21 protein-coding genes and 8 tRNA genes are annotated in these 26,024 nt (G+C 53.1%); 7 read left to right on the top strand and 22 right to left on the bottom strand.

Going from position 1 to position 26,024, the window contains the following annotated elements:
- Positions 1–11: 11 nt before the first annotated feature.
- The gene (locus ACRRUX_RS03435) at positions 12–395 is read right to left on the bottom strand and encodes an ACT domain-containing protein (protein ID WP_432527180.1); all 384 of its coding nucleotides are present in this window, start codon (positions 393–395) and stop codon (positions 12–14) included.
- Between the two features lie 197 nt (positions 396–592).
- A complete protein-coding gene (locus tag ACRRUX_RS03430) occupies positions 593–2,167 on the bottom strand; it encodes a methyl-accepting chemotaxis protein (protein ID WP_432527178.1) in 1,575 nt (524 codons plus the stop codon).
- Positions 2,168–2,367: 200 nt separating this feature from the next.
- Between ACRRUX_RS03430 and ACRRUX_RS03425 the strand changes: the two genes are divergently transcribed.
- The 3 genes from ACRRUX_RS03425 (at position 2,368) to ACRRUX_RS03415 (ending at position 5,709) form a co-directional block, all read left to right on the top strand.
- Positions 2,368–2,991, top strand: a complete 624-nt coding sequence (locus ACRRUX_RS03425; protein WP_432527176.1) for a DUF3334 family protein — start codon at positions 2,368–2,370, stop codon at positions 2,989–2,991.
- A 207-nt stretch (positions 2,992–3,198) separates the two neighbouring features.
- On the top strand, positions 3,199–4,353 hold the full coding sequence (locus tag ACRRUX_RS03420) for a JmjC domain-containing protein (RefSeq protein ID WP_432527174.1): 1,155 nt from the start codon (positions 3,199–3,201) through the stop codon (positions 4,351–4,353).
- Between the two features lie 141 nt (positions 4,354–4,494).
- Entirely contained in the window at positions 4,495–5,709 is a 1,215-nt protein-coding gene (locus ACRRUX_RS03415; protein WP_432527172.1) for an RsmB/NOP family class I SAM-dependent RNA methyltransferase, read from the top strand.
- Between the two features lie 97 nt (positions 5,710–5,806).
- Here ACRRUX_RS03415 and ACRRUX_RS03410 read toward each other — a convergent pair whose 3' ends face one another.
- Positions 5,807–6,226 (bottom strand): secondary thiamine-phosphate synthase enzyme YjbQ, encoded by a 420-nt coding sequence (locus tag ACRRUX_RS03410; RefSeq protein WP_432527170.1) that lies wholly within the window; start codon positions 6,224–6,226, stop codon positions 5,807–5,809.
- Between the two features lie 270 nt (positions 6,227–6,496).
- On the opposite strand from ACRRUX_RS03410, the gene ACRRUX_RS03405 reads away from it, so the two are divergent.
- Positions 6,497–8,356: a VRR-NUC domain-containing protein gene (locus ACRRUX_RS03405; RefSeq protein ID WP_432527168.1), complete on the top strand. Its 1,860-nt coding sequence runs from the start codon at positions 6,497–6,499 to the stop codon at positions 8,354–8,356.
- On the opposite strand, the gene ACRRUX_RS03400 is transcribed toward ACRRUX_RS03405, so the two are convergent.
- A complete protein-coding gene (locus ACRRUX_RS03400; RefSeq protein WP_432527166.1) occupies positions 8,329–9,276 on the bottom strand; it encodes a GGDEF domain-containing protein in 948 nt (315 codons plus the stop codon). The genes ACRRUX_RS03405 and ACRRUX_RS03400 overlap by 28 nt on opposite strands.
- 179 nt (positions 9,277–9,455) lie before the next feature.
- Complete coding sequence (gloA, locus tag ACRRUX_RS03395) at positions 9,456–9,866, bottom strand: lactoylglutathione lyase (protein WP_432527164.1); 411 nt, start codon at positions 9,864–9,866, stop codon at positions 9,456–9,458.
- Between the two features lie 173 nt (positions 9,867–10,039).
- Here gloA and ACRRUX_RS03390 point away from each other — a divergent pair, with 173 nt between their 5' ends.
- Positions 10,040–10,195, top strand: a complete 156-nt coding sequence (locus ACRRUX_RS03390) for a hypothetical protein (RefSeq protein WP_432527162.1) — start codon at positions 10,040–10,042, stop codon at positions 10,193–10,195.
- Positions 10,196–10,280: 85 nt separating this feature from the next.
- Here ACRRUX_RS03390 and nth read toward each other — a convergent pair whose 3' ends face one another.
- The 16 genes from nth to ACRRUX_RS03310 all read right to left on the bottom strand — a co-directional run bounded on the left by nth (position 10,281) and on the right by ACRRUX_RS03310 (position 20,402).
- Positions 10,281–10,922: an endonuclease III gene (nth, locus tag ACRRUX_RS03385; RefSeq protein ID WP_432527160.1), complete on the bottom strand. Its 642-nt coding sequence runs from the start codon at positions 10,920–10,922 to the stop codon at positions 10,281–10,283.
- Positions 10,922–11,617: an electron transport complex subunit E gene (locus ACRRUX_RS03380; protein WP_432527158.1), complete on the bottom strand. Its 696-nt coding sequence runs from the start codon at positions 11,615–11,617 to the stop codon at positions 10,922–10,924. Before ACRRUX_RS03380 ends, nth begins: the two co-directional genes overlap by 1 nt.
- Positions 11,610–12,248: an electron transport complex subunit RsxG gene (gene rsxG / locus ACRRUX_RS03375; RefSeq protein ID WP_432527156.1), complete on the bottom strand. Its 639-nt coding sequence runs from the start codon at positions 12,246–12,248 to the stop codon at positions 11,610–11,612. Before rsxG ends, ACRRUX_RS03380 begins: the two co-directional genes overlap by 8 nt.
- 16 nt (positions 12,249–12,264) lie before the next feature.
- Positions 12,265–13,314, bottom strand: coding sequence for an electron transport complex subunit RsxD (rsxD, locus tag ACRRUX_RS03370; RefSeq protein ID WP_432527154.1), 1,050 nt, complete (start codon positions 13,312–13,314; stop codon positions 12,265–12,267).
- 3 nt (positions 13,315–13,317) lie between these two features.
- Positions 13,318–15,966, bottom strand: a complete 2,649-nt coding sequence (rsxC, locus tag ACRRUX_RS03365) for an electron transport complex subunit RsxC (RefSeq protein ID WP_432527152.1) — start codon at positions 15,964–15,966, stop codon at positions 13,318–13,320.
- Positions 15,960–16,538, bottom strand: coding sequence for an electron transport complex subunit RsxB (gene rsxB / locus ACRRUX_RS03360; protein ID WP_432527150.1), 579 nt, complete (start codon positions 16,536–16,538; stop codon positions 15,960–15,962). Before rsxB ends, rsxC begins: the two co-directional genes overlap by 7 nt.
- Before the next feature lie 2 nt (positions 16,539–16,540).
- Positions 16,541–17,119, bottom strand: a complete 579-nt coding sequence (rsxA, locus tag ACRRUX_RS03355; protein ID WP_432527148.1) for an electron transport complex subunit RsxA — start codon at positions 17,117–17,119, stop codon at positions 16,541–16,543.
- A 186-nt stretch (positions 17,120–17,305) separates the two neighbouring features.
- Positions 17,306–19,210, bottom strand: a complete 1,905-nt coding sequence (locus ACRRUX_RS03350) for an EAL domain-containing protein (protein ID WP_432527146.1) — start codon at positions 19,208–19,210, stop codon at positions 17,306–17,308.
- A gap of 422 nt (positions 19,211–19,632) precedes the next feature.
- Positions 19,633–19,708: transfer RNA gene (locus ACRRUX_RS03345), tRNA-Asn, on the bottom strand.
- A gap of 20 nt (positions 19,709–19,728) precedes the next feature.
- Positions 19,729–19,804 (bottom strand) — tRNA-Asn (locus ACRRUX_RS03340).
- 31 nt (positions 19,805–19,835) lie between these two features.
- Positions 19,836–19,911 (bottom strand) — tRNA-Asn (locus ACRRUX_RS03335).
- Between the two features lie 15 nt (positions 19,912–19,926).
- Positions 19,927–20,002 (bottom strand) — tRNA-Asn (locus tag ACRRUX_RS03330).
- Positions 20,003–20,030: 28 nt separating this feature from the next.
- Positions 20,031–20,106: transfer RNA gene (locus tag ACRRUX_RS03325), tRNA-Asn, on the bottom strand.
- Positions 20,107–20,126: 20 nt separating this feature from the next.
- A tRNA-Asn gene (locus tag ACRRUX_RS03320) sits at positions 20,127–20,202 on the bottom strand.
- 32 nt (positions 20,203–20,234) lie between these two features.
- Positions 20,235–20,310: transfer RNA gene (locus ACRRUX_RS03315), tRNA-Asn, on the bottom strand.
- 16 nt (positions 20,311–20,326) lie between these two features.
- Positions 20,327–20,402, bottom strand: a tRNA-Asn gene (locus ACRRUX_RS03310).
- A gap of 785 nt (positions 20,403–21,187) precedes the next feature.
- Here ACRRUX_RS03310 and uvrB point away from each other — a divergent pair.
- Positions 21,188–23,212 carry an excinuclease ABC subunit UvrB gene (gene uvrB, locus ACRRUX_RS03305; RefSeq protein ID WP_432527144.1) on the top strand — a complete coding sequence of 675 codons (2,025 nt, stop codon included), beginning with the start codon at positions 21,188–21,190 and terminating at the stop codon, positions 23,210–23,212.
- Positions 23,213–23,397: 185 nt separating this feature from the next.
- On the opposite strand, the gene ACRRUX_RS03300 is transcribed toward uvrB, so the two are convergent.
- Positions 23,398–24,225, bottom strand: a complete 828-nt coding sequence (locus ACRRUX_RS03300) for a LysR family transcriptional regulator (protein ID WP_432527142.1) — start codon at positions 24,223–24,225, stop codon at positions 23,398–23,400.
- Positions 24,226–24,506: 281 nt separating this feature from the next.
- Between ACRRUX_RS03300 and ACRRUX_RS03295 the strand changes: the two genes are divergently transcribed.
- Positions 24,507–26,021 (top strand): flavocytochrome c, encoded by a 1,515-nt coding sequence (locus ACRRUX_RS03295; protein ID WP_432527140.1) that lies wholly within the window; start codon positions 24,507–24,509, stop codon positions 26,019–26,021.
- Positions 26,022–26,024 lie beyond the last annotated feature (3 nt).

Raw genomic sequence — 26,024 nt, 5'->3', positions numbered from 1 at the left:
GCTGTGGCCTGTTAATAGTCGATAAGCTGATACTGTTTTTGTCTCAGTGCCGCCTTGGCCGCATCAAGAGTGTTCTTTTTAACCAGCACATAATCGGTATCAAAGGTAGAAATCGCGAAGATGCTGATACCGGCGTCAGCCAGTGTGCCGGAGAGCCGTGACAGAATACCTGTCATGGAAAAACCAAGCGGCCCGAGAATTTCCAGGCAGCGCCAGTCGTCCTCCTGCTCCAGGCTGTCGAGTGGCAGATCGGAAGGCACCACAATGGACAATTCTTCGCGGGTTTTGCCGATAAAGAAAACCGGTTGTGAAAATACGCTTGAAGGGATTTCAGTATCAGGGCTGAAACTGTGGATGGTGTAGAGTTGCGAATGTACTGCAAGTGTCAGTCTCACCTTGGATCCCTCACTGGACGACGTCGATTAACCTCAAGCTTAACACAATATTAATTGCCGCATAACGCTTGAAGAGAAGGGGGGAGAGAGCGGATAAAGGGTTCATCAGAGGGGGGGGGCATTGCCGCTGCATATCTTTGCTGTGGCTGATGTCGCAACAGGAAGTAAAAGGGGCCCAGCGGCCCCTTTTTATGCGGTCATGCCCGGAATTGACTGAGGCCTGAGGTGAGCTGCTCGCTCATGGATTGTAATACTTCGGCGGCATTGGCATTGCTTTGATTGGCCTGCAACGCCACTTCGGTCAGCTCAGTAATGTTGCCCACATTGCGGCTGATCTCTTCGGTGACCAGAGATTGCTCTTCTGTTGCACTGGCCAGATGAGTGTTCATATCACTGATTTGGTTGATAAGCTCCAGGATAGTTTGCATGGCACCTGCGACCTCCAGCGCCTGGCGCTGCAGTTCGTCAGATTGCTCCAGGGTGGTCTGGTTGCTGCCCAGTACCGCACCGACACCTTGCTGGATCTCTTTGATGATTAACTGAATTTGCTCGGTCGATGCCTGAGTGCGGTTAGCCAGCGCCCGCACTTCATCGGCAACTACCGCAAAGCCGCGCCCCTGGGTGCCGGCCCGGGCGGCTTCAATGGCAGCGTTGAGTGCCAGCAGATTGGTTTGTTCTGATATCCCGCGAATGACATCGAGAATGCCGCCAATCCGGTTGCTGGCGTGCTGCAGGGACTCAGTGACGCTGCGTGATTGTCCCAGCTCTCCGGCCAGTCCGGCTATCATGCGGGTGGTGTTGTCCACTTGTTTTAATCCTGCAGCGGCCTGCTGGCGAACACTGCCTGCGGCATCGGCAGCCTGTTGGGTGCTCACTGCCATTTCCCGGGTCGTGGAGAGCATTTGACGCACGGCAACGGCAACTGCGGAAGTTTCTTCATGCACGTGTTCTGCGCTGGCGTTGGCATCATGGGAAGCCCGCTGAAGCCGGCTTGACTCTGCCGCCAAATCGCTGCCCAGAGGCTGCAGCTGGTTGATGGTATGACTCAGCTTGGCCACAAATTCGTTGAAGGCTTCGCTCAGGCGGGCAACTTCATCTTTGCCGCGGGTATCAAGTCGCTGAGTGAGATCGCCATCGCCCCGGGCAATATTGTTGAGGGCCTGAATCGCCTGTCCAAGTGGACTGCAGATAGACTGATTGAGGACAATGAAAAAGGCGAAGATAGGCAATGAGATTGCCAGCATAATCAGCAGATAATCTATTGCCAGCGCCATCATGGTGGCGTCTATGTCACTCTCCGGCTGGGCTGTGGCCACTATCCAGTCAGGATGATGGGTTTGCATGGCTGCCAGAGTCAGTGTGTCCTTGCTGCCATCGGCCTGACGATAGTCGATGCTGAGTGTGGCATAACCGCCATTTTGGGTCGCGCGGGTCAATGTTTGCCACTGCGCCCGGTCTACCTTATCCATCAGCGGTGCCAGTCCGGCAAGGCGCTCTCCGGCAGCGGACAACACCACAAACCGGCCATTCTTTGCATAACTGAGCTCGCTGATAAGCTGCAAAGGAGTTTCAGTTGCTGGCCTGGATGCCAGTGCCGTTATCAGGCTGGAGGCGGTTTGCAGCTGTCCTTTAAGTTGGTACTGCTGTTGGGTCAGCAGATTGCTACGCTGCTCCAGAATAGAGAAAGACGCGAAAATCAGCGTGCCGCAGGCGGCCAGCACCAGCATCAGAATGAGCCGTTGTAAAATAGTGAATTGTCGCAAAAATGCCATTGGATAATTTCCAGTCGAATCCGGGTATCACACATCTTACGACAATGGAAGTGGTTGTTAATGTCCGGGAACACAATATGTTAACTGGGTGGCATTTTATTTTTCGCGGGATGAAAAATAGGGGTGAACTTTGCATTTTCAGGACTTGGCATACAAGCTTTAGTGAAGCACTGGACATTTAAAGGCAAATGGAAGGACTCATGAACGCAAAAGCTCTTAAAGAAGTCGTCACCTCCGATGATATTTTACTGACCCTGTGTCGCAGTGTGTCAGAGGTGTTATCCAATACCACCGATTCCAGGATCCGCCATTCAGGTATGGTGCAGCGGATCAGTCAAACCAAGCTCAAGCCGGATATCGGTTGTTTCTCGGTGTTTGACGGTGGCTTTTCCGGTTTGGTGGTACTCAATTTTACCGGCGAGGCAGCGGTGGAAATCTACCGCAAGTACATGATAAACATGAATTTCAAAGAGAGCGAACTGGCTTATCATCACACCTCTGACGATGTCAGCAATGTGATGGGGGAGCTGACCAACCAGATCATCGGCGATTTTATCTCCAAAATTGCCCGTGAGTTGCAGACCTCCATCAACCAGAGTCAGCCGAAAATGCTGACTATCAATAAAGTGCTGAATATCGCCATTGATGCCAATCTGGATCATCCGGTGATCAGCCGTATGGCCTTTATGACCGAAGACAATCATACCTTTTACATGGAATTCTCCATGAATCAGAGTGAGTTTATTCGTCTGGATGCCGGCGATATGGATGAAGACTATGATCCTGACAGCCTGCTGGCCAAGCATGGCTCTCGCAAGTCCTGATATCACTCCGGCATAGATTCATCCTGCCTGTAAACGCAGCTATCGCTGCGTTTTTTATTGGCTTCACAACAATATTGCCTTGTGCTGCAGCTCACGTTTTTAGCTTGATGTTCCTGTTAGTATGCGTGCCCTTTTTTCGTTGCCTTTGGCTGTGTTGTGAACCGCCGGTGGCAATACTGCAGACCCATACCTATCCGGGGGCATTTGATGCAACTGAATCTGAATAACCTGACACCTGAGCAATTTCTGGCGGAATACTGGCAGCAAAAGCCTGTGGTGATCCGTCAGGGCTTTAAACATTTCAAAGACCTGCTGACCCCTGATGAAATGGCGGGCATGGCCATGGAAGAGGAAGTGGAGTCGCGTCTTATCTGGCGTGACGGAGAAAACTGGCAGGCGGCATTTGGGCCGTTCGAGTCCTTTGACCATCTGGGTGAACAGGACTGGACCCTGGTGGTGCAGGCGCTGAACAACTGGGTACCGCAAGCTGAGTCGCTGGCACGCTGCTTTGATTTCATTCCCCGCTGGCGTTTCGATGATGTGATGGTCAGTTTCGCCGTGCCGGGCGGTGGCGTTGGCCCCCATATTGATCTGTATGATGTGTTTATTTGTCAGGGCTCAGGCCGTCGTCGCTGGCGGGTAGGGGATAAAGGTGAACATCGTGAGTTTGCCGCGCACGAAGCGCTGCTGCACACAGATCCCTTTGAACCCATTATCGATGTGGAGCTGGAGCCCGGCGACATTCTGTATCTGCCACCCGGTTTCCCCCATGACGGCGTGACGCTGGAAACTTCCATGAGCTTTTCGGTGGGCTTTCGAACCGCCAGTGCCAAAGACATGTTCAGTGCCTTTGCCGACTATCTGATCGACAACGAACTGGGTAAGACCCAGATTGAAGATCCCGCCCGAGCGGTCACTGACGCACCAGGTTGCATCGACAATCAGGATCTGGCCCGTATCCGTGAACAATTGCTCAGTGCGCTGAGCGATGATTGTATCAGTGATTTTGCCGGTCGCCTGCTGACTCAGTCCAAGTGCCAGCTGGATCTGTTTGAAGAAGTGGCCGACATCAGTGCCGATGAATGGCTGGAGCAACTGCAGCAGGAGCCGCTGCTGCGTGTCGGCGGTTTGCGTTGTCATTATTTTGAGCACAGCTATCGCAAAGGGCTGTTTTACCTCAATGGTGAACAAGTCCGCCTGCCGGGTGAATGCGCCGGTTTAATTCCGCTGCTGTGCAACGACTATGAGTTGCAATGGCAACAGATCCGCCCCTGGCTGGACAACAACGAAGTCATCATGCTGCTGACCGGCTGGATTGCCCGTGGTTACTGGCACTTTGCCGACGAGCCGGAAGATTACTGAGCCCCGGCATGAGTTGGTCTGCTGTTGACTGACTCAGTTCCCCGTTATGGACTGTCATGCGGGGACATTTTCCTCTGGGCCGGTTGCCAAGCACCGGCCCAGTCTCTATGATCCCCCGGTTTTCTTTTCCCGGATAGAATTATGTTGAAATCTTCCCTGTCGGCTGCGGCCGCAGATCTGGTGATCAATGTGCTCACCAGCGCCCTGTGTGATAACCGTCCACTGGACCGTGCCTATTCGCTGGCCTTTTCCGGTCTGAAGCTGGCACCTGAGGTGCAGGCCGATATTACCCGGGTTGCCGGTGACATCATGCGCCGTTTGAATCTCTACTGCTTTCTGGCGGATATGACCCCGGAGCAGGTTGCGCAAAAGGGCACTTTGCTGCTCAATGTCTGGCACAGATTTCATCAACTTCCCCCGCCCAAATTCCGTTACTGTGAGCCACTGTCAGATGACAGGCTCAATGAGCGCATCGCTGCCGCCAGGCTGGACGGTGCACTGTGGGACGGCTGTCCGGCCTGGCTGGATGCGCTGGGCTATGAGCAGCTGGGCGAGGCCTGGGAAGCGGAGCGCGCCGCAATGGCCCAGCCTGCTGCCCGTTACCTGCGGGTCAATGCCCTGAAATGCGACCGTGATGGTCTGATCGCCCGTCTGGCAAAAGAGGGCGTGCGTGTTTGCGCTGTGGCTGACGTGCCAAGCGCGGTGGAAGTGGAGTCCGATTCGGCGCTGTTTCGTACCGCCTGTTTTAAAGACGGCTGGTTTGAGCAGCAGGATGCCGGTTCGCAGCTGGTGGCCGCAGCGCTGGATGCCAAACCCGGCATGCGGGTGATCGACGCCTGTGCCGGTGCGGGCGGTAAAACGCTGCATCTGGCCGCGCAAATGCAGGGCCGAGGTCGCTTGCTGGCGATGGATGTGGAGCAGTGGAAGCTGGATAACCTAAAAGAGCGGGCGCGCCGCGCCGGCGCTCACAATGTGGAAACCCGCATCATTGCTTCCAGCAAAACCATCAAGCGCCTGAAATTGTCCGCCGATCGTCTGCTGTTGGATGTGCCTTGTTCCGGCCTTGGAGTGCTCAAGCGCAACCCAGATACCAAGTGGCGTGATACCCCGGAGCGTCTGCAGGTGCTCAAGGAGCTGCAGGCGCATATCATCGACAGCTACAGCCGTATGCTGAAAGTGGGTGGTTTGATGGTGTACGCTACCTGCTCGATAATGCCGGAGGAAAACCGCGAACAAGTGGATAAGTTCCTGGCTGCGCACCCTAATTTCCGCCTGCTGGATGATGAAACCATCACTCCGGCAACCTCAGGGTTTGACGGCTTCTATCTGGCACGTATCGAGCGTATTGCCGAGTAAGCCGGGCGCTGTTGTCAGTCCCCCCAATAAAGAAAAGCCATACAATTGAATTGTGTGGCTTTTTTGTTTTGGGGAGCTGCTCAGGCGTGCCCTAGCGTTATTCCCCCTGCAGGGTGATGACCAGAGTACGGCTGCCGCCATGATCTCTGTGCTCGCACAGGTAAATGCCTTGCCAGGTACCCAGATTCAGGCGTCCCCGGGTAATGGGCAGGGTCAGTGAGGGCCCAAGCAGGCTGGCTTTGAGGTGCGCGGGCATATCGTCATCGCCCTCATAGGTATGGGTGTAGTGGGGCGCATTTTCCGGCACCATGCGATTGAAATGGGACTCGAAATCCACCCTGACACTGGGATCGGCATTTTCATTGATGGTCAGTGATGCCGAGGTGTGTTTGATCAGAATATTCATCAGCCCCAGCTGATACTGCGCCAACTCCGGCAGTTGGCTTAAGATCTCCTCGGTGATCAGATGAAATCCCCGCTTTCTGGCTTTCAGGCGGATCTCTTTCTGGCTCCACATGGTTTGACTCCCGCAAATACAATTACTTGTATTGTAACCTTAAGCTGGCATGCGCCAACCCTTTGGTTGCTGTTATCAGTCAGCACTATGGCCGAGCTTGACGTTTAAGGCCTCGCTTAAGTCGTTGCCCAAACTTGCTTAAGTACTTGCCTGAGTAACGGAGCGAGTCCCCAGCCTCAGCAAAGGAGGGCTGAGGCAATAGTGACGGTGCAGCAGCGGTGTTACACTGAACACCTCTTTTGCCACTCAGGTTTTAATCAGCAACATTCGATGGCCTCATCCGTTTCCAGCCCTGCATTCCGGGGTATTGACAATCCTGCTGCCGAGGCAGAGCCAGAGAGTCTGGCGACATCAGCGCCGGGGGAACTGGCACCGGATTATTATCTGCAGCACTTTAGCGGATTGATTGAGCATGTTCAGCGACTTTACGCCGACCTGCTGTCTGCAGACGAGCAGCAGTTTATCAAAGGGTTCGGTGAACTGAGTCATGGCGCTGCCTGTCTGTTGGTACGCCTGCTGTGCCGCAGTGGCGAGTGGTTTCGGCTCGATAAGCTTAATTATCAGGAAATCGCTGAGCTGCAGAATGCGGCGGATGAGCTAATTGCAAGGGGCCTGCTGATCACTCAGCGCCCGCCTTGGGACGTGTTTGTCAAAGGTGTCACGCTGGCTGAACTCAGGGAGCTGCTCAGGCGCAGGGAGCCGTTCAGCGAGGGCTCTGATGGCAGCATTGGCCCTGGCACCGGTCTTAAACTCAATAAATCCCAGTTGACACAGGCGCTGGAAAATGAGGCCGAATGCATCCTTGAGCTGCAACCCTTTGCCTGGGTTCAGTTAAATTGCCGGGCGGCCGTGAACACCCTGATGCTGTGTTATTTCGGCAACAGCTATCAGGAGCTCAGTCAGTTTGTGCTGGTGGATTTGGGCATTCAAACCTACGAGCAATATCCGATTTTGCAACAGGACAGGAAGTTTGATTGCCGTGAGGACATTGATTTGTGGCTCACGCTGGACAGTCTGATGGTGCCCTTGATGGATCCTTCTAAGGCTGTCTCAAAAAATAATGCAAAGACCCCCTCAAACAACAGTGAGAGCGCACCCGCCCCTTTATCTGCCGAGTTGCTGTCACTGCTGCGCGCCAGCCGTTCAGGGCATCCTGCCGTCGAGCGCAGACTGGACAATGCCAGAAATGCCTGTGCCCGCCATGCCGAACGTCAGGGGGCGTATGATCTGGCCCTGAGTCTGTATCGGTTGTCTGCGCTGGCACCGGCGCGGGAGCGCTCAATTCGATGTCTTGAACATCTGCAGCGCTGGGATGACGCGCTGCAGTTACTGGCCGTTACGCTGAGTAACCCTCTGTTGCCGCTGGAGGAGCGCGATGGTATCAAGCGCCTTGGCCGCCGGCTGGTTGCCCGCGCCAACAAGCTTGGGCTTCCAATGACATCTGGGCTATCGGCTGAGCCGCTGGCGCAGCTGCCATTGAGCAAACTGGGCATTGCACGGGTCGATCTGGTTATCGCCCGGCATCAGAGTGCAGAGCACAGCCTGATCGCGCATATTCATCAGGCGGGGTGGCAGGGCAAGCCGGCAAAGGCCTGGTATGTGGAGAATCAACTGCTGTGCGCGGTATTTGGCCTGGCATTCTGGGACATCATTTTTGCCCGCCAGAAGGGAATGTTTGTGCATCCTTTTCAGCTTGCGCCACTGGATATGTGGCATCCGGAATTTACTACCAGAAGAGCGCCCATGTTGGCGGCTAGACTGGCGCAGCTTGCCGGAGGAGATCTATCACCCATAACCACTCATCTGCACACCAAGCGGGGCATAGCCAACGCCTGGGTGAACTGGAAATCGCTGGATGAAACGCTCATCAGCACTGTGCTGCGGCACCTGACGTCATCGCAATTGACCGGCTTGCTTGAACTGATGCTCAAAGATTTGCGTTTTATGCGTGCCGGCATGCCGGATCTGTTGCTGCTGGTTGAGGATATTACCGGACCAAGGCTGGAATGGGTGGAGGTCAAAGGTCCGGGAGACAGTCTGCGGGATAATCAGCGATTGTGGCTGTCACAACTGTCACTGCTGGACCTTCCTGCCCATCTGTGTCATGTCAGCTGGTCTGAAGATAGCTGAATATGTTTCGGATCGATCAACTCGAGCCGGTTTCGGCCAAGTGATTTGGCTTCATATAACGCAATGTCGGCATGTTTGAGCCAGAAATCCAGGCTGATCCCGCGGCAAAATGCGGCCAGGCCAATGCTGCAGGTCACTGTCAGAGGGGGAGATTCAGGCGCCTCCGATTTGGGCATTTGCAGCAGCGGCTGCGCGATGTTGATGGCCCTTGTGACTGAACAATCCCGCAGCAAAATCAAAAACTCTTCGCCGCCGTAGCGGTATACCCGCGCGGCTGGCGGTACCTTGTGTTTGAGGTGAGCTGCGAAATGCTGCAATACCCGGTCACCGCTTTGATGACCATAGGTATCGTTGATGGATTTGAAGTGATCTATGTCGATCAGCAGTATCACACTGTTGATTTGTGAGCGGTGAAAATCATCTATGGTGTTTTGTAAATCCGGGATCAGCGCTTTGCGGTTCAAACAACCGGTTAGCTCATCAGTTTGGGCGAGCTCTATCAGCATTGCTTTTTGTTTGGCAACCACTTGTGCCAGTAACGCCGCAAACAGCAGGTTGTTGAAAATGGCAATGGCGTATCGGGCCAGTACCGGCAGGGGTTCGCTGAAACTGCCAGCCCATACTGCCAGCAAACTGAACAGCGCCGCCAGCATCAGTGCCCTGTGCCAGGGAAATAGAATGAAGTAGATGAAACTGATGGGAAAGATATACACCAGTGCCTTATAGCCCATTGAGTAACAGGCCAGGCAGACGGCGACCGAGGTGACCAACAGACTCAGCTGTTTCATGGCGAGGCTGGGTTTGTCCTGCCACTCAAGCCAGGCTGAGTAGAGCAATACCAGCGCCGACACCAGTAAAATGGCGGCTATCCAGTAGCGATTGATGTAAAAGCGGTATCCCGAGAATCCCAGTAAACTCACCACTGCCACCAGATGAGTCAGCAGACTGGTTTTTTTGGGAAGATAAGATGCGGGATTGTCAGTTGGGGTGTCGATAAACGCCCTCCTGTAACGCCATGAAAGATCACTCTTAACTATGGCAGACAGGCTGACGTTTGCCAGTACCGGGCTGCCAGAGCTGGCTGGCAGCCAGGATGAACTTACCCCAGACCTTTCTGGGCACTGCTCATTTGGATCAGCTCAATTTTGTAGCCATCCGGATCTTCAACGAAGGCAATTTCGGTTGACCCACCGGCTACCGGACCTGGCTCCCGGGTAATTTTGCCGCCTGCAGCGCGAATGGCATCACAGCGGGCATAGATATCCTCGGCGCCAATGGCGATATGGCCAAAGCCATTGCCCAGATCATACTTTTCTGTGCCCCAGTTGTAGGTCAATTCAATGACCGCTTGCCCGGAAGACTCTTCACCGTAGCCAACGAATGCCAGGGTGTACTGGTACTCAGGATTTTCAGACTGGCGCAGCAGTTTCATGCCCAATACCTTGGTATAAAACGCGATGCTGCGCTCCAGATTGCCGACTCGCAGCATGGTATGCAGTAATTGTGACATAGGGAATTTACTCCTTGTTGTTAGTCGCCCGAGTATACCAAAGGGGCGTCCGGGATGGGCTTCTGGTATATGATTTTTGCCGCATGATTTATGCTTTTTTCCTTTGTGTTCAGCAAGCTGAGTCTGCTCGGTGGTATCAGAAAACTAATTTCTGAACTGAGTCACAAAACCTGATGATGAATATGGGATTTGATTTTGCTGCTGGTAATAATGAACACGCAATAATACAGGGAGCAAGATTTACCATGACAACTGAATTGAAAATGGCACTGGGAACCGTGGGCGTAATTGCAATGATGTTTGCTGCCTTTCTGGTGTCTATGTTCTGAGTCAATTGACTGCAGCTACCAAACAGAAAGTAAATAAAAAGCAAAGAAAAACCGCTCAGCTGAGCGGTTTTTTTATGTCCTGGTATTACTCTTCGGGATAGACCTTGTCTTTGAATTCACACAGATCTTCAATCAGGCAACTGCCGCAGCGAGGCTTGCGGGCAATACAGGTGTAGCGCCCGTGCAGAATAAGCCAGTGATGCACATCCACTTTGAACTCTTTGGGCACCACTTTTTCCAGCTTTTGCTCTACAGCGACCACGTCTTTGCCAGTGGCGAATTTGGTGCGGTTGGAAACCCGGAAGATATGGGTATCCACTGCTATGGTAGGCCAGCCGAACGCGGTATTGAGTACCACATTAGCGGTCTTGCGACCCACGCCTGGCAAGGCTTCCAGCGCTTCGCGATTTTCCGGAACTTCGCCGTGATGCTTATCCAGTAAAATCCGGCACAGCTTGTGGACGTTTTCTGCTTTGGCGTTATACAGGCCTATGGTTTTGATATAGTCCTTCAAACCTTCAACGCCCAAATCCCAGATAGCCTGCGGCGTATTGGCGACAGGAAAGAGTTTGTCGGTGGCTTTGTTGACACTCACGTCTGTGGCCTGTGCCGACAGGGTGACAGCCACCAACAACTCGAACGGCGTCGAGAAATTCAGTTCAGTCTGCGGATGGGGATTGTTGGCCCGCAGGCGCTCGAGGATCTGGCGTCGTTTTTCTGCGTTCATCAGTTTACCTTGGTGATTCGGGCACGGGTAACTTCCGGTTGTTCGGCTTCAGGCTGTTTTTGCTGCAATTTACTGTCGATGACATTTTTGGCGGCAATCAAAAAACCCATGGCCAAAAAGGCGCCGGGGGGCAACATGGCCAAAAGGAAAGAGGTATCAACATGCCAGACCTGAATCGTCATATCGGCGGCCCAACTGCCAAGCAGTTGGTCTGCGCCGGCAAACAGGGTGCCCTGACTGAGAATTTCGCGGATGGCTCCCAGCACCACCAATACGGCGGTAAAACCCATACCCATCATCAAACCGTCAAAGGCGGATTTCAGTGGGGTATTGCGGGAGGCAAAGGCTTCGGCGCGGCCAATGATCACGCAGTTGGTGACAATCAGCGGCAGGAAGATCCCCAGTGACAGATACAGACCGTAGGCGTAGGCGTTGATGAGCAGCTGCACTGTGGTCACCAGGGCGGCAATGATCATCACAAATACCGGAATACGGATCTCTTTGGGCACATAGTCGCGCACTAAAGACACCAGAATGTTGGAAAAAATCAGCACCAGCATGGTGGCCACGCCCAGTCCCAGGGCATTGGTGACAGTGGCCGTGACCGCCAGCAAAGGGCACAGCCCCAGCAGTTGTACCAGTCCGGGGTTGTTTTTCCACAGTCCCTGCCAGGCGATTTCACGATAATTACTCATGGGTGACTCCACAGGTCAGCGGCTGACTGAAAATCTGCTGTTTATTGGCATTGAAGTACAGCAGGGCTTTGCGCACGGCTTTGACATAAGCGCGGGGGGTAATGGTCGCGCCGGTAAACTGATCAAAGTCGCCACCGTCCTTTTTCACGCCCCAGCTTTTCTCGTTGGCATTGTTGATGCTTTTGCCATTGAACTCTTCCACCCAGCGGGATTTTTTCAGTTCAATTTTATCGCCCAGTCCCGGGGTTTCCTGATGATTTAGGGTACGGACACCCAGTACCTTGCCTTCGGCGCTGATGCCGACAATCAGTTTGATGGCACCTGAGTAGCCGTCTGGGGCGATGGTTTCGATGGCGACCGCCACAGGCTTGCCGTTACGGGTAGCGATAAACGCCGGCATGTCTTCGTTAGTGCCCAGTGCATCCGGGTCATTCAGTAGGGTGCAGTTTTCTGTCAGCATATTGTCGTGCAGCTGATTGGGGATGATCTGCTCCAGTACCAGCAGCAATTGTTTTTGCTCCTGAGCGCGGATTTGATCTTTGGTGAGGTCGTTCACCACAGCGACCAGCGCAGTACACAGGAGTGCGAACAGTGCCAGCAGCAACCCGTTTTTCAACATGGATTTTTTCACTTATCTCTCCTGAAAATCAGTTACCGGCGCGATGACCATAAGTACGGGGACGCACGTAATAATCGATAAAAGGCGCACACAGGTTGGCCAGCAACACGGCAAAGGCCACGGCATCCGGGTAGCCGCCGTATTGGCGGATCACATAGATAAGCACGCCAATCAGGACGCCGAAAATCAGCCGTCCACGATTGCTGGTCGCTGCCGTTACAGGATCGGTGGCAATAAAGAACGCCGCCAGCATGGTCGCGCCGGAGAACAGGTGGAACAGTGGGGAGCCGTGAGTATCCGGGTTCATCATAAAGCCGATGCCGGAGCAGACAAACAAGGCTGCCAGCACACCTGTGCTGATCTGCCAGCGAATAAGTCCCAGTTTCAACATGATCAGGCCACCGGCCAGATAGGCCAGGTTGACCCAGAACCAGCCGACGCCGACACCGGATTCAAACGAAGGCTTGGCGAGAATTTCCGATGTGGTCATGCCCAAAGACAAATTGGTCTTCATGGTATCCAGCGGCGTGGCCATGGTAATGCCGTCTATGCCCAGTCTGAAGGTGCTGATATCACCTGAGTGGGGCAGGAAAATCTGCATCAGGCTGCTGAGCAAATCCGGACTGTGCTGGGCCACCGTTGCCGGGGCGATCCAGGAAGTCATCTGTACCGGATAGGCGATAAGCAGTAATACGTAGGCTGCCATGGCAGGATTGAACAGGTTGTTACCCAGACCACCATACAGCTGCTTAACCACTACGATGGCAAACAGGGTACCTATGATGATGAGCCACCAGGGCGCCAGTGGCGGGATGGCAATCCCCAGTAACAGGGCCGTCAATACGGCACTGTAATCGCTGATGGCGTAGCTGACACTGCGCTTGCGCAGCTTCATGACAGCAGCTTCTGCTATCAGGGCAACGCTTATTGCCAGCAGCACCTGAATAAGGCTGCCCCAACCGAAAAATACGCACTGCACGGCCAGTCCCGGCAGGGCACACAAGATCACCCGCTGCATTACAGTTGCTGTGTGGGTGTTTTTATTCACATGGGGTGATGAGGTTATTTTAAACGCCATCTGTTATTCCTTATCTTCTGCATCACGGGCGGCCTTTTTGGCTTTTGCCTTGGCAATGGCGGCGGCAACCCGAGCCTTTTTAGCTTCGTCGGCACTTACCTGTGGCACTGAGTCATCAGACGCTGCGTCGGCAACCGCAGTTGTAATCACCGCAGCATCATCAACCTTTGCCTCACCTTCAGGTTCCACTTTTGGACCAGTACCTGATGCTGAGTCAGAGAATTGATTTTGCGCCGCCTTTTTGGCTTTTGCTTTGGCAATGGCGGCAGCAACCCGGGCTTTTTGGGCTTCATCAGCGTCAACTGGTGCTGACTCACAACCATGCTCTGATTTGGGCTTGAGCTTAGATTCCGGCGTGGGCTCAGATTCAGGTGCAGCCTCAGTTGTATTAATGTCAGTGGTCAAAGCAGCCTTGTCCTGTGCCTGGGCAGCTTTTTTGGCTTTTGCTTTGGCAATGGCGGCAGCAACCCGGGCTTTCCTGACGTCATCCTCGCTCAGTGAGCTTTTTGCGTCCTGAGCTGGTGACATGGGCTCGGCATCTTGTTTGACCTCTGTGCTCTGGTTGTCCGTACTTACACTGTTTGCAGCACTATCGGCAGCCTTTTTGGCTTTGGCCTTGGCAATCGCCGCGGCAACCCTGGCTTTCTTGTCCTCTGCCGGGTCTTGCTGCGCCGTCGCAGGCTCTGTGCCAGCTGCCTGTATAGCGTGATTCATCTCAGACTCTGAGTCTTCCTGCTGCTCTGCCTTGAGGGCAGCCTTTTTGGCTTTGGCTCGGGCAATCGCCGCGGCGACCTTGTCCTGTTGACAGCTGGCTGAGTGTTGGACTGGCGAGGCTGATGCTGGCGCATCGGTCTCTGTTGAGCCAGCATTGCCGGCGGCAGCGGCTTTTTTCGCCTTGGCGCGGGCGATGGCAGCGGCAACTTTATCTTTTTGCGATAATTCCTGTGGCTCAGTGTGAGACGTCGGCTGCGATAAACTGTCGCCGTTAGCCTGTGCGGCCTTTCTGGCTTTGGCCCGGGCAACGGCGTCAGCCACCTGGGCCTTGCGATCGACCGGCGCTTGCTTTTCTGCCGGGTTGCTGGCCACCTGGGCCGCGGCGTTGTCAGCGGCCTTTTTGGCCTGAATGCGCGCCATGGCCTGGGCAATGGCATCCTTATCATTGCCACTCATGCTGGCCTGACGGCGCTCGGCCGCTTCTTTGGCCTTGGCCTCACGCTGACGTTTTTCCTCTTCCAGACGGGCCTGTTTGGCTTCAAATTTCAGCTTGGCACGTTCAGATTTGAGTTTCTCCTCAGCCGCATTACGCAGCGCCGATTTGGCAACACGGAAGTATTCCACCAACGGAATGTCGCTGGGACATACATAGCTGCAGCACCCGCACTCAATGCAGTCGCGCAGGTTGTAGTCGGCGGCTCTGTCATAGTCAGTGGATTTGGCGTGCCAGTACAACTGTTGTGGCAACAGACTGGCAGGGCAGGCGTTGGCGCATTCGCTGCAACGAATGCAGGCTCGTTCCTGCACCGTCATCGCCATTTCTGCGGCATCCGGCACCAGGACACAGTTGGTGCCTTTGAGAATGGGCACCTGCAGCTGGGGCAGGGTATAGCCCATCATGGGGCCACCGATAATCACCTTCTGATCCGGCGCCGGGGTAAAGCTGCAAGCATTGAGAATATGATCCACCCGGGTACCAACAGGCACCCGGTAATTGCCCCGCTTTGCAACGCTGTTACCTGTGACTGTGACGATACGTTCAATCAAAGGTTGTCCCTTGAGTACGGCGTCACTGATGGCCATGGCTGTGCCGACATTGTGCACCAGTATGCCCAATTGCGCCGGGATCGCGCCGGATGGCACTTCTTTGCCGGTCAGCAACTGAATGAGTTGCTTCTCGCCGCCGGAAGGGTATTTGGTGGGCACCACTGTGACTCTGGCCACGCCCTTTGGCAGGGTTTCTGCGTCCTGTACCTGTTGCAGCGCCTGCGACATGGCTTCTATAGCTTCAGGTTTATTGTCTTCGATAGCGATGATCATTCGCTGCGGACTGAGCAGCCGATAGATGATCTGCATGCCTGAAATCACCTCGGCGGCATGTTCACGCATCAGCCGATCATCAGAGGTAATGTAGGGTTCACATTCCACGCCATTAATGATCACCAGTTCAATATCACTGGCCGGTGACAGTTTGATATGGCTGGGAAACGCTGCCCCGCCCATACCGGCAACGCCGGCGCTGTGCACTCTGGCGATGATCTGCTCATCGCTGAGTTCATCCAGGCGTGCAGGTTGCAGCGGCGTCCAGCTATCCAGGCCATCTGCGTGGATAACGCAGGTCAGCACAGGCAAACCTGAGGGGTGATTGCTGGGTCTGGGTTCGATGGCCGTGACAGTGCCCGACGTGGGGGCGTGCACCGGCAGATGTTGCAGGGTCACACCATGAGTCAGCGGTTGACCTTTAAGCACAGCCTGCCCGACCTTAACGGCGAGAGTCGCCTGCTCGCCGACCTGAGGAACAGGCAGATAATAGTATTCATCCAGCGGCAATGATTCGATAGCAGTTTGATTGGACAGAGTTTTCTGCTGGGGTGGATGGATGCCGCCGGGAATGCGCCAAACTACGCCATTGTCCAGTTGTTCCAAATTAGTCAGCACGACTTTTCCTCTTCCACAAACTTAACCGCAATAGTCTCAACGCCCTTGAGTTTCCAATCCCAGTTTCTGAGATCGGTTTTAACGGGCAGCATATCAATACAATCAACCGGGCAGGGTTCAACACACAGATCGCAGCCGGTACAGTCGGCGGCAATCACGGTATGCATCATCTTGCCGGTACCGATAATGGCATCCACCGGGCAGGCCTGAATACACTTGGTGCAACCAATGCACTCGGCTTCACGGATATAGGCGACCTTTTTAACCGGCTCTTCCTCGGCAGCGGCAACCGGCTCAGGGTCGACGCCCATCAGCTCAGCCAGTTTTTCCATGGTGGCCGTACCACCTGGAGGGCAGCGATTGATTTTTTCGCCGTTGGCAATGGCTTCGGCATAGGGACGACATCCGGGATAACCGCACTGGCCACATTGGGTCTGGGGCAGGGTTGCCTCCAGTTGATCAACGATGGGGTTACCTTCGACTTTGAATTTCTGCGCGGCAAATCCCAGAATGACACCGAAGATCAGTGCCAGCAGTGTCAGCAGCACGACAGCTGTAATGATGGTGGTCATTGTTATTTTACCAGTCCTGTAAAGCCCATGAAGGCCAGCGACATCAGGCCAGCGGTGATCATGGCGATAGCGCCACCTTTGAAAGGCGCGGGCACGTCAGCTGCAGCCAGACGTTCACGCATGGCGGAAAACAGGATCAATACCAGAGAAAAGCCGACCGCTGCGCCGAAACCATAAATGGCGGATTGCATAAAGTCGTGGTGCTCGTTGATATTCAGCAGCGCCACACCCAGCACGGCGCAGTTGGTGGTGATCAGCGGCAGGTAGATGCCCAGTGCCCGGTGCAGGGTGGCGCTGGTCTTTTGTACCAGCATCTCAGTAAATTGCACCACGACGGCAATTACCAGAATAAATGCCATGGTCCTGAGGTAGTCCAGCTCGAATGGAGCCAGCAGAAACACATTGACCAGGTAGCTGAGAATGGATGCCAGGGTCAGCACAAACGTGGTGGCCATCGACATACCAATCGCGGACTCCAGTTTGCTGGATACCCCCATAAAGGGGCAAAGGCCAAGGAATTTGACCAAAACGAAATTGTTGACCAGTACAGTACTGATCAACAAGAGTAGATATTCGCTCATCTCATCATATGTTTAGTCGGGGCTTGACAATATTATCTGCCTTTTGGGGGGTATAAACAACACGGTAAATGCAGGGTTTCTGGCCCTTGCTACAAATTTGCACAGGCCGCCGTTATTTCACACAGGCACCGGGAGTGGCACTGTTCGGCGCAAAAGGGTCATTGATACTGCCCTTGAGGTTGTCGATTACATGGCCTTGCGGCTTCCGGGTAATTCCTGGGGACGGGCGATATAAAACCCCTGCAATCCGTCAACCAGCAGCTTTTCCAGTTCGATTTTTTCTTCCTGTCGTTCAACTGCGGTAGCGACCACCTGAATACCGGCCCGGCGGGAAATATCCACCAGAGTTCTGACATAAAATCGGTTGTTGCCATCTTCATCGATACGCTGGCTGTAACTGCCATCCAGCTTGATATAGTCGGGCAATACTTCACGGAAAAACTTAAATGAGGTAAAACCGTGACCAAATTGCTCGACTGACACTTTTGCGCCCAGTGCGTGCGCCAGTTTTACAAATCTGGCAGCCGCCAGCAAATTGGTCTGCATGCTGGATTCGGCCACTTCAAAGACCAACCTGGCAGCCAGTGCGCGGCGGTTTATCAGGGCGTTCTTCATCCAGGATAAAAACTGTGGATCGGCAATACTGCTGCCACTGATGTTGATGCCATAGTGGCCTGACAGGGTGGGATTCTGCTCGAGGATCTGCAACACCGAGGTCATGATGGCCTTATCAACCTGAACACTCATTTCATAACGTTTGGCCATGGCCAGCACGGTTTGAGTGGGCAGTACATTACCGGCGTGATTGTAAAAGCGTGCCAGCAGCTCAGTATATCCTTCGGTGCCGCTTCGGCAGGACTGAATGGGCTGCTGATGAAAGCCGATAGAACGACTGTCGATAATGGCGTTGATGATGGTTTGCCACTGATGCTCGCCGGCTTTCGCATCGTCCGGTGCTTTTTCCATGATAAACACAGTGTTGGGAGACTGAGTTAGGGCAATGGTGATGGCGGTGTCCAGCATGCCGAGCACCACCGACGGTTCTGCACCTGTCTGACAAGGGACTGCGCCTGTATAGGCAATACTGTCGGTTTGATATTTGACCTGAATGTCGTTGAAACCCACTTTGAGTTTGCCAAGTACGGCTTCGGCCTGGTTTATCGACAGATCCGGAATGTAAATGGCAAAGTCGCCCGAGCTTATCCGGAAGCTTTCTGCCTCCGCGACATTCTGCAATACGGTGCGGATAGTGTTTGCAATATCAAGCAAATAATCATCACCGGCTGTTCGCCCCTTATCCTGATTAATGGCGGCAAGCTCAGTAGCTTTAACCTGCGCAATAATCCCCAGTCTGGGTTTGTCATCCTTGGCGATGCTGTTGAGCTTGGCAGAGAATTTCTGCGGAGTGCCAAATCCGGTCAGATAATCATGAAAGGCGACTCGCTGCAATTGATCGTGCTCTGCCGCCGACGCTTCCATGGTTTTCTTCAGTTCACGGCGGCATGAATCCAGTGCTTCGGACAGCGGTGACAGCAGGCCGCTGAGTTTTGACGCAGCAAAGTTGTTGTATTCAAGTTTCGGCAGATCGGCAATGTATCTGGCGGCATAACGAATCCGCTGTTTCAGCGTTCCCATCAGTAGGGTAAATGTGATGGCCAACAGCAAATAAGCACCAAGATACAGGATAGCGGTCCGCGTCAGCCCGTCCATCAAATCGCTGGTTTGAGCGGGTCTATTGAGTGCCACCTGTAAATTGGCGGGAGGCACCGGTTGGCGGAAGCGGTTTTCCAGGGGGAACAAACTATCAAGCAAAGGTGACTGAGTGCTGCTCAGTGCGCCAAAAGTAAAGTTTGCCCGGCTGTCTTCATTGTCGATGTATTGGAAAAACTGCAGTGAAATCTGCTGACTGAGCGCCTTGTATAAGGCTTCACCGGATGCCTGCGAGCTATGTTGCTGCAGGGTTTCGTGGAACAGTTGTGCCTGCGCGGCTACCAATTGTTCATAATCCCGGCGGGTATCCTGATACTGAAATGCCAGTAACCCGGCAAAGGTTGCCAGAAGTATAAGATGAAAGGGGATTCTGATTCCCATAACCTTTCCACCATCGTCCTTGTCTATAGAGCTGAGCACTCAAGCGGTGGTTAATTCATACCATTCGCTTACTGAAAGTATGACTCGAATTCTGTCAGTTTCAGGGTATTTTGGCCGGCGCGGAAGGATTATTGCTGAGTATTGCCGGTTGTAGACATCCATTTCACTGCCCAACATTCAGTCATTGAGTGTCAGAGGCTAAGTATTACACGTCCCTGTTGGTCACCCTGAGGTTCCCTGATGTGATGAACCGAGTCCGGCCACGGCCAGTTTACACCGGATATCTGTCTGCACTGTTATCACAATAGTGCAAATTGTAACCTTAACAGATGGATCTGGCTAAGAAAATTTTGTGAATACGAGCCTGAGAAGGAGTGATGGCTGTTTGATTGGCGATAATTTGGGGATGACAAGTCAGAAATTGGCTCCCCCGACTGGACTTGAACCAGTGACATACGGATTAACAGTCCGCCGTTCTACCGACTGAACTACGGGGGAATCGAGAGGTTGTTTGTTGTTGGCTCCCCTGACTGGACTTGAACCAGTGACATACGGATTAACAGTCCGCCGTTCTACCGACTGAACTACAGGGGAATCGGTCAACAAAGAGGTGTTTGCAGGTAAGTGGCTCCCCCGACTGGACTTGAACCAGTGACATACGGATTAACAGTCCGCCGTTCTACCGACTGAACTACGGGGGAATAGATTGGTGATGTTGGCTCCCCTGACTGGACTTGAACCAGTGACATACGGATTAACAGTCCGCCGTTCTACCGACTGAACTACAGGGGAATACATCAACATTGCGATACGGAGTAGGTGGCTCCCCTGACTGGACTTGAACCAGTGACATACGGATTAACAGTCCGCCGTTCTACCGACTGAACTACAGGGGAATCGTACTTGTATCTGAAATTGGCTCCCCCGACTGGACTTGAACCAGTGACATACGGATTAACAGTCCGCCGTTCTACCGACTGAACTACGGGGGAATTTCAATTACTTACAAACGTGTTACTCAGCTTGGCTCCCCTGACTGGACTTGAACCAGTGACATACGGATTAACAGTCCGCCGTTCTACCGACTGAACTACAGGGGAATCACTTATGTTGAATTGGCTCCCCCGACTGGACTTGAACCAGTGACATACGGATTAACAGTCCGCCGTTCTACCGACTGAACTACGGGGGAAACGTTTTCAACAGCGTCTCGCTGAGAACGGAGCGCATAGTAAATCGCTCAGTCATATGAGTCAACTCGGGAATCCAAAAAAAACCGTTTTAATGCATCAAGTGCTCATCTAATGTGCATGACTGGCGTGAATACAGGCAACTTGTTGAATAAATGCGCCCTTTTGCCAATTATTCATGCATTGAAGGGTATCTGAATCGGCGCAGAATGATGCCTGGCAGGCCGTAGTGGATGTTGAGTTATATCCTTGGTCGTAGTTTGGGCGAGTGACTGATTCTATTGGAAATCAGTTACCGTCGCTTCCAAATGTAATAAAGTTTCATTTCCAGCCGGTAAACAGGGGCATAAATCCACAGGCCCGAATCCCCCGATTCTCAAGGCTTGTATTCAGTTATCCACTGTTTCTGTGGATAAGCCTGTGAGTTTGCTGATCGTAATGCCCTGTAGCCCAGAGTGGACGCGCATTTCAGTTAAAATGGGCGAGTTTTGGTGAATAATTAAAACTGAATATTTTTCATACAGATATAAAAAGCAAGTCGACAATAGGATGGATTTTGAGTAAGTGTTGCCCGAAGGTTTCAGGTGCATATCTGAGTTGTGCATTAAATTGCCGTCACAGCTTGGGTCCGGAGCAATTTGTCACACTTTCGCGCCGGGTTACATCTGTCGAAAACTTTCAACATCGTCCGACTCCGCCTTTTATACGGGCAGACAGGCAGTTGTATGACTGGAGCGGGAACCCGCCCTTGGGTACACTAGCCCTCTAACCAAAAGGAATAGTGTCCGTGTCCAATACCGTCTTTGATTTGCAATCAAATTATACCCCTGCCGGGGATCAGCCCGCCGCCATCAAACAGTTGGTGGAAGGCATAGAGTCCGGGCTGGCCAGGCAAACGCTGCTGGGGGTTACAGGCTCAGGCAAAACCTTTACGGTTGCCAATGTCATCGCCACCCTGGGCAGACCCACTATTATCATGGCCCCCAATAAAACCCTGGCGGCCCAGCTGTATGGGGAAATGAAAGAGTTCTTTCCCCACAATGCCGTAGAGTACTTTGTCTCTTACTATGACTATTACCAGCCGGAAGCGTATGTACCGGCATCCAACACCTTCATTGAGAAAGACGCGTCGGTAAACGCCCATATCGAGCAGATGCGTCTGTCCGCGACCAAGGCGTTGCTGGAGCGCAAAGATGTGGTGCTGGTTGCTTCGGTATCCGCCATTTATGGCCTGGGCGATCCCGATTCTTACATGAAGATGCTGCTGCATCTGCGCCAGGGTGATTTCATGGGACAACGGGACATACTCAAGCGTCTGAGTGAATTGCAATACACCCGCAATGATATGGATCTGCAGCGCGGTACTTTCAGGGTGCGTGGGGAAGTGATCGATATTTTCCCGGCAGACTCTGACAGGGACGCCATTCGGGTGGAATTATTCGACGATGAAATTGAGCGCCTGAGTGAATTTGATCCCCTGACCGGACAGGTAACACGCAAACTGGCGCGCACGACTGTCTATCCCAAGACTCACTATGTCACTCCCAGAGAAAAAATCCTTGAAGCCACTGAATACATAAAAGAGGAATTGAAGCTCAGAAAACAACAGCTATTGGCCAACAACAAGCTGATAGAGGAGCAAAGGATCACCGAACGGGTGCAGTATGACATCGAAATGATGACCGAGCTTGGTTATTGCTCGGGCATCGAAAACTACTCCAGATACCTGTCAGGACGTGCTGAAGGTGAGGGGCCGCCAACGCTGCTGGATTACCTGCCGGCTGACGGGCTGCTGATCATCGATGAGTCTCACAACACAGTGCCGCAGATTGGTGCCATGTACAAAGGTGACCGCTCCCGTAAGGAAACGCTGGTGGAGTATGGCTTCCGTTTGCCTTCGGCACTGGATAACCGGCCGCTGAAGTTTGAAGAGTTTGAGGCGCTGATACCACAGACTATCTTTGTGTCGGCGACGCCCGGGGCCTATGAACTGGATAAAAGTGATGGTGAAATTGCTGAGCAGGTGGTCCGTCCCACCGGCTTGCTGGATCCTGAAATTGAAGTGCGGCCGGTTGGTACACAGGTAGATGATTTGTTGTCAGAGGTCGGTAAGCGGACAGCGGTCAATGAGCGGGTGTTGGTGACGACCCTGACTAAGCGCATGGCAGAAGATCTGACCGAATATCTCGATGAGCACGGTGTGAGAGTGCGCTATCTGCACTCGGACATCGACACAGTGGAGCGGGTTGAGATCATCCGCGATCTGCGCTTGGGGGTGTTTGATGTACTGGTTGGCATTAACTTGCTGCGGGAAGGTTTGGACATGCCGGAAGTGTCTTTGGTGTGTGTACTGGACGCCGATAAGGAAGGTTTCCTGCGTTCCGAGCGTTCACTGATCCAGACTATCGGACGTGCCGCCCGTAACGTCAATGGCAAGGTCATTCTGTATGCTGACAGGATCACTGACTCCATGGCCCGAGCCATGGGGGAAACCGAGCGTCGCCGCGCTAGGCAGCATGCGTTTAACCTCGCCAATGGCATCACGCCACGGGGCGTAGTCAAGAAGATCACCGATGTCATGGATGTCGGGGACAGCGATCGTCGCAGCGCCCGCCGCGCGGCTGAGCCCAAAGTGGCGCGGGTTGCCGAGTCGCGGGGGGCTTATCTGGTGCGGGATGCGGCTGATCTCAGTCATGAAATTGATCGGCTGGAAAAGCAAATGCACGAACATGCCCGCAACCTGGAATTTGAAGAGGCCGCAGCACTTCGGGATCAGATCGGTCAACTGCGGGAAATGATGATAAAGGCGTGATCCGACGCCTGTAGCAAAAGCGGCCGGTATGGCCGCTTTTTTAATGGTTTATCGCGCAGAACATTCAAATTGGGCGTGCACCGGTTTTCTCGACTGCTATCGCGTTTCTGTTGCTGATATCTGGCATCGTGTGCCACTTTAATCCGCAGACGGCCAACCCAACTGCACTGTTGCTGAGCAGCAATTTAACTGAACAGCCTGAGAACCGGGTCAACCTTGCGCTGATGACTGCCTTTTTTGATATAGATGCTGATGGGGCCCGCGACATTACCTTGGGTCGGACCCGGACAGGGTTCCAGCAGCGGATTGGCCAACACAGTGGTTTCGGGCAACAGGGCGATACCTATGCCTTTTTCAACCAGACACTGGACAAAGTCCGGCGTATCGAGCACCAGTGTGACCTGATAGTCATCGTTGTGCTGCAATACACTGGTTAAATCATGCCAGTGGTCCCAGACCTTTGAATGGGCGATAACCGGCATAGGTTTGCTGGGCGGCAGTTGGGTGCTTTTCGCCCAGATAAAGTTAAGGCATTCAATTTCCTGATATTTGCGATACAACGGATAGTCATCAAATAACCCTTCTGTGACGACTATGTCGGCTTCCTCTTTCTCCATCCAGTTTTTGATACTGGATAACTCACCGGTACGGATATGTACCCGATTTCCGCTGACAAATTCCCTGGTGATATAGTCCGCCAGATATTTTTTATAAAGCCGTGGTTGAGTCACAATAATAATTGGATCATCAGACATAAAGTGCTGAACTATGCTGTCAAATTCACGGTGACCATTCACTATTTTCTCAGCGGCCAGATACAGTTTTTCACCTTCAGGTGATAAATCAACCCGTCCTTGTTTCCTGACAAACAATTTGGTACCCAGAGATCTTTCGAGTCCAATCATTTTACTGCTGATATTTGGCTGTGAAGTATCCAGTATTTCGGCGGCCTTGGAAAATGAAGAAAATTTCGCCGAATAATAGAAGGCGTGGATGGTGAGAGAGTTGAACATAGGTAAGCAACTGTACGGGTATACACTTTGGCAGGCTATTTTTAATAAATTCATATGTCAATTTTGGTGGTGGGAACTTGTGTCGTGGACACCATTTATGAGGTGGCTTTGAGGCAGGTCACAGTCATCAATATTTGAGCTGCGGGTATAACGATTTTTTATGGCTGATAATGGCGGCAGAGGATCACGTTTATATGACTCAATAAATAATACCTTGAAGCCATGCAATGCCAGTATTCGGCAGCATGGAAATAATTCAGTGGTTTTTATTGGAAATAAAAATGACAGCAAGAAGAAATTTTTTAAAGCTGGCAACCGGGGTGTCCATTGCCTCTGCGGCCTCGGTATTGGCGGTGCCCTTTAACGCCCGGGCTGAGAGTCCTGGTGTGAACTGGGATGAGCAATTTGATCTGGTGATTGTCGGCAGTGGCTTCGCCGCACTGGCTGCTGCCTATGGCGCATATCACGAAGGTTTGAGAAATATCCTGATACTGGAGCGGATGGAGATGTTCGGCGGTAACTCAGCCATTTGTGGTGGTTTGATGTGCATGCCGCTGACGCCACTGCAGAAAAAGTTCGGTATTGAAGACTCGGCTGAGCTGATGGTCAGGGATATGGTGAAAGCCGGTCGCGGATTTAATCACCCGCTGCTGTGTCAGACGCTGGCCAGTCAGGCCTGCACGGCATACGACATGCTGATTGAATGTGGGGTTAAATTCAAAGACAAAGTGATTCGTCTGGGCGGTCACAGCGTTCCCCGGGCTCATATGCCGGAAAACGCTTCAGGAGGCGGGATTGTCGTCCCGATGCACAAGTATTTGCGCAGTCGCGGCATTCAGTTTCGCAACCGCTGCAATGTGGTTGACGTGATCAGAAATGGCGATTGCGTGGAAGGGGTAAAAGTTCAGGCGGATTATGACTTTTATGCCAACAAAGGCCGTGCGGCCAAATATATCAAAGCCACAAAAGGCGTGGTAGTAGCCTCCGGTGGCTGGGGCAAAGACAAACAATTTGTCAGTACCTCCATGCCCGTGTATGCCGATCTGGAAAGTACCGCTCAACCGGGCGCCACAGCCACGATGATCAAAGCCATGCTGACGATTGGTGCATTGCCGGTGATGCTGGACATGTTCCAGCTTGGCCCCTGGGCATCGCCGGATGAAAAAGGGGCTGGTCCCGCCAGCTTCTTCGCCGACTATGCATTTGCCGAAGGCATTGCCATTGATCCCACCACCGGCGCGCGATTCATGAATGAGCTGGCCGATCGCCGCACCCGGGCAGAAGCGCAGATGGAGGTATTAAAGAAAGGCACGACCGCCAACCCCAACTATCCGTTTACCTTCTGTGGTGAGGAAACCACGACACGCGCCGAAGGTTTTGCCGCGGCGTACCGGGATGGTGCCGTCAGAAAATCCATGACGGTTGCTGAACTTGCACAGTTGCATCAGGTGGATGCGGGATTGTTGCAACAGGCCATTGAAGACTGGAATCAGATAGTTCGGGGTGAAAAATCGGACCCGTTCAACAAACCCCTGGACAGAAAAACCATCCTCAAACCGCCATTCTATTCATTGAGATTGTCTCCCAAACTGCATTATTGCATGGGCGGTGTAGCGATCACCCAACATGCCGAAGTCATAGACGCCAATACCTGTGAACCCATATCCGGATTGTTTGCCGCCGGAGAGGTGGCGGGAGGAACCCATGGTATGGACAGGCTGGGGGGCTGCTCTTCTGTTGATGGTTTGGTATTCGGTCAGATTGCGGGTCGTTCTGCGGCCAGACGAAATGTGTAAGGT

It is taken from the genome of Shewanella sp. GXUN23E (assembly GCF_050865035.1).
GTDB lineage: Bacteria > Pseudomonadota > Gammaproteobacteria > Enterobacterales > Shewanellaceae > Shewanella.
This window is presented reverse-complemented; position numbering and strand designations above follow the sequence as displayed.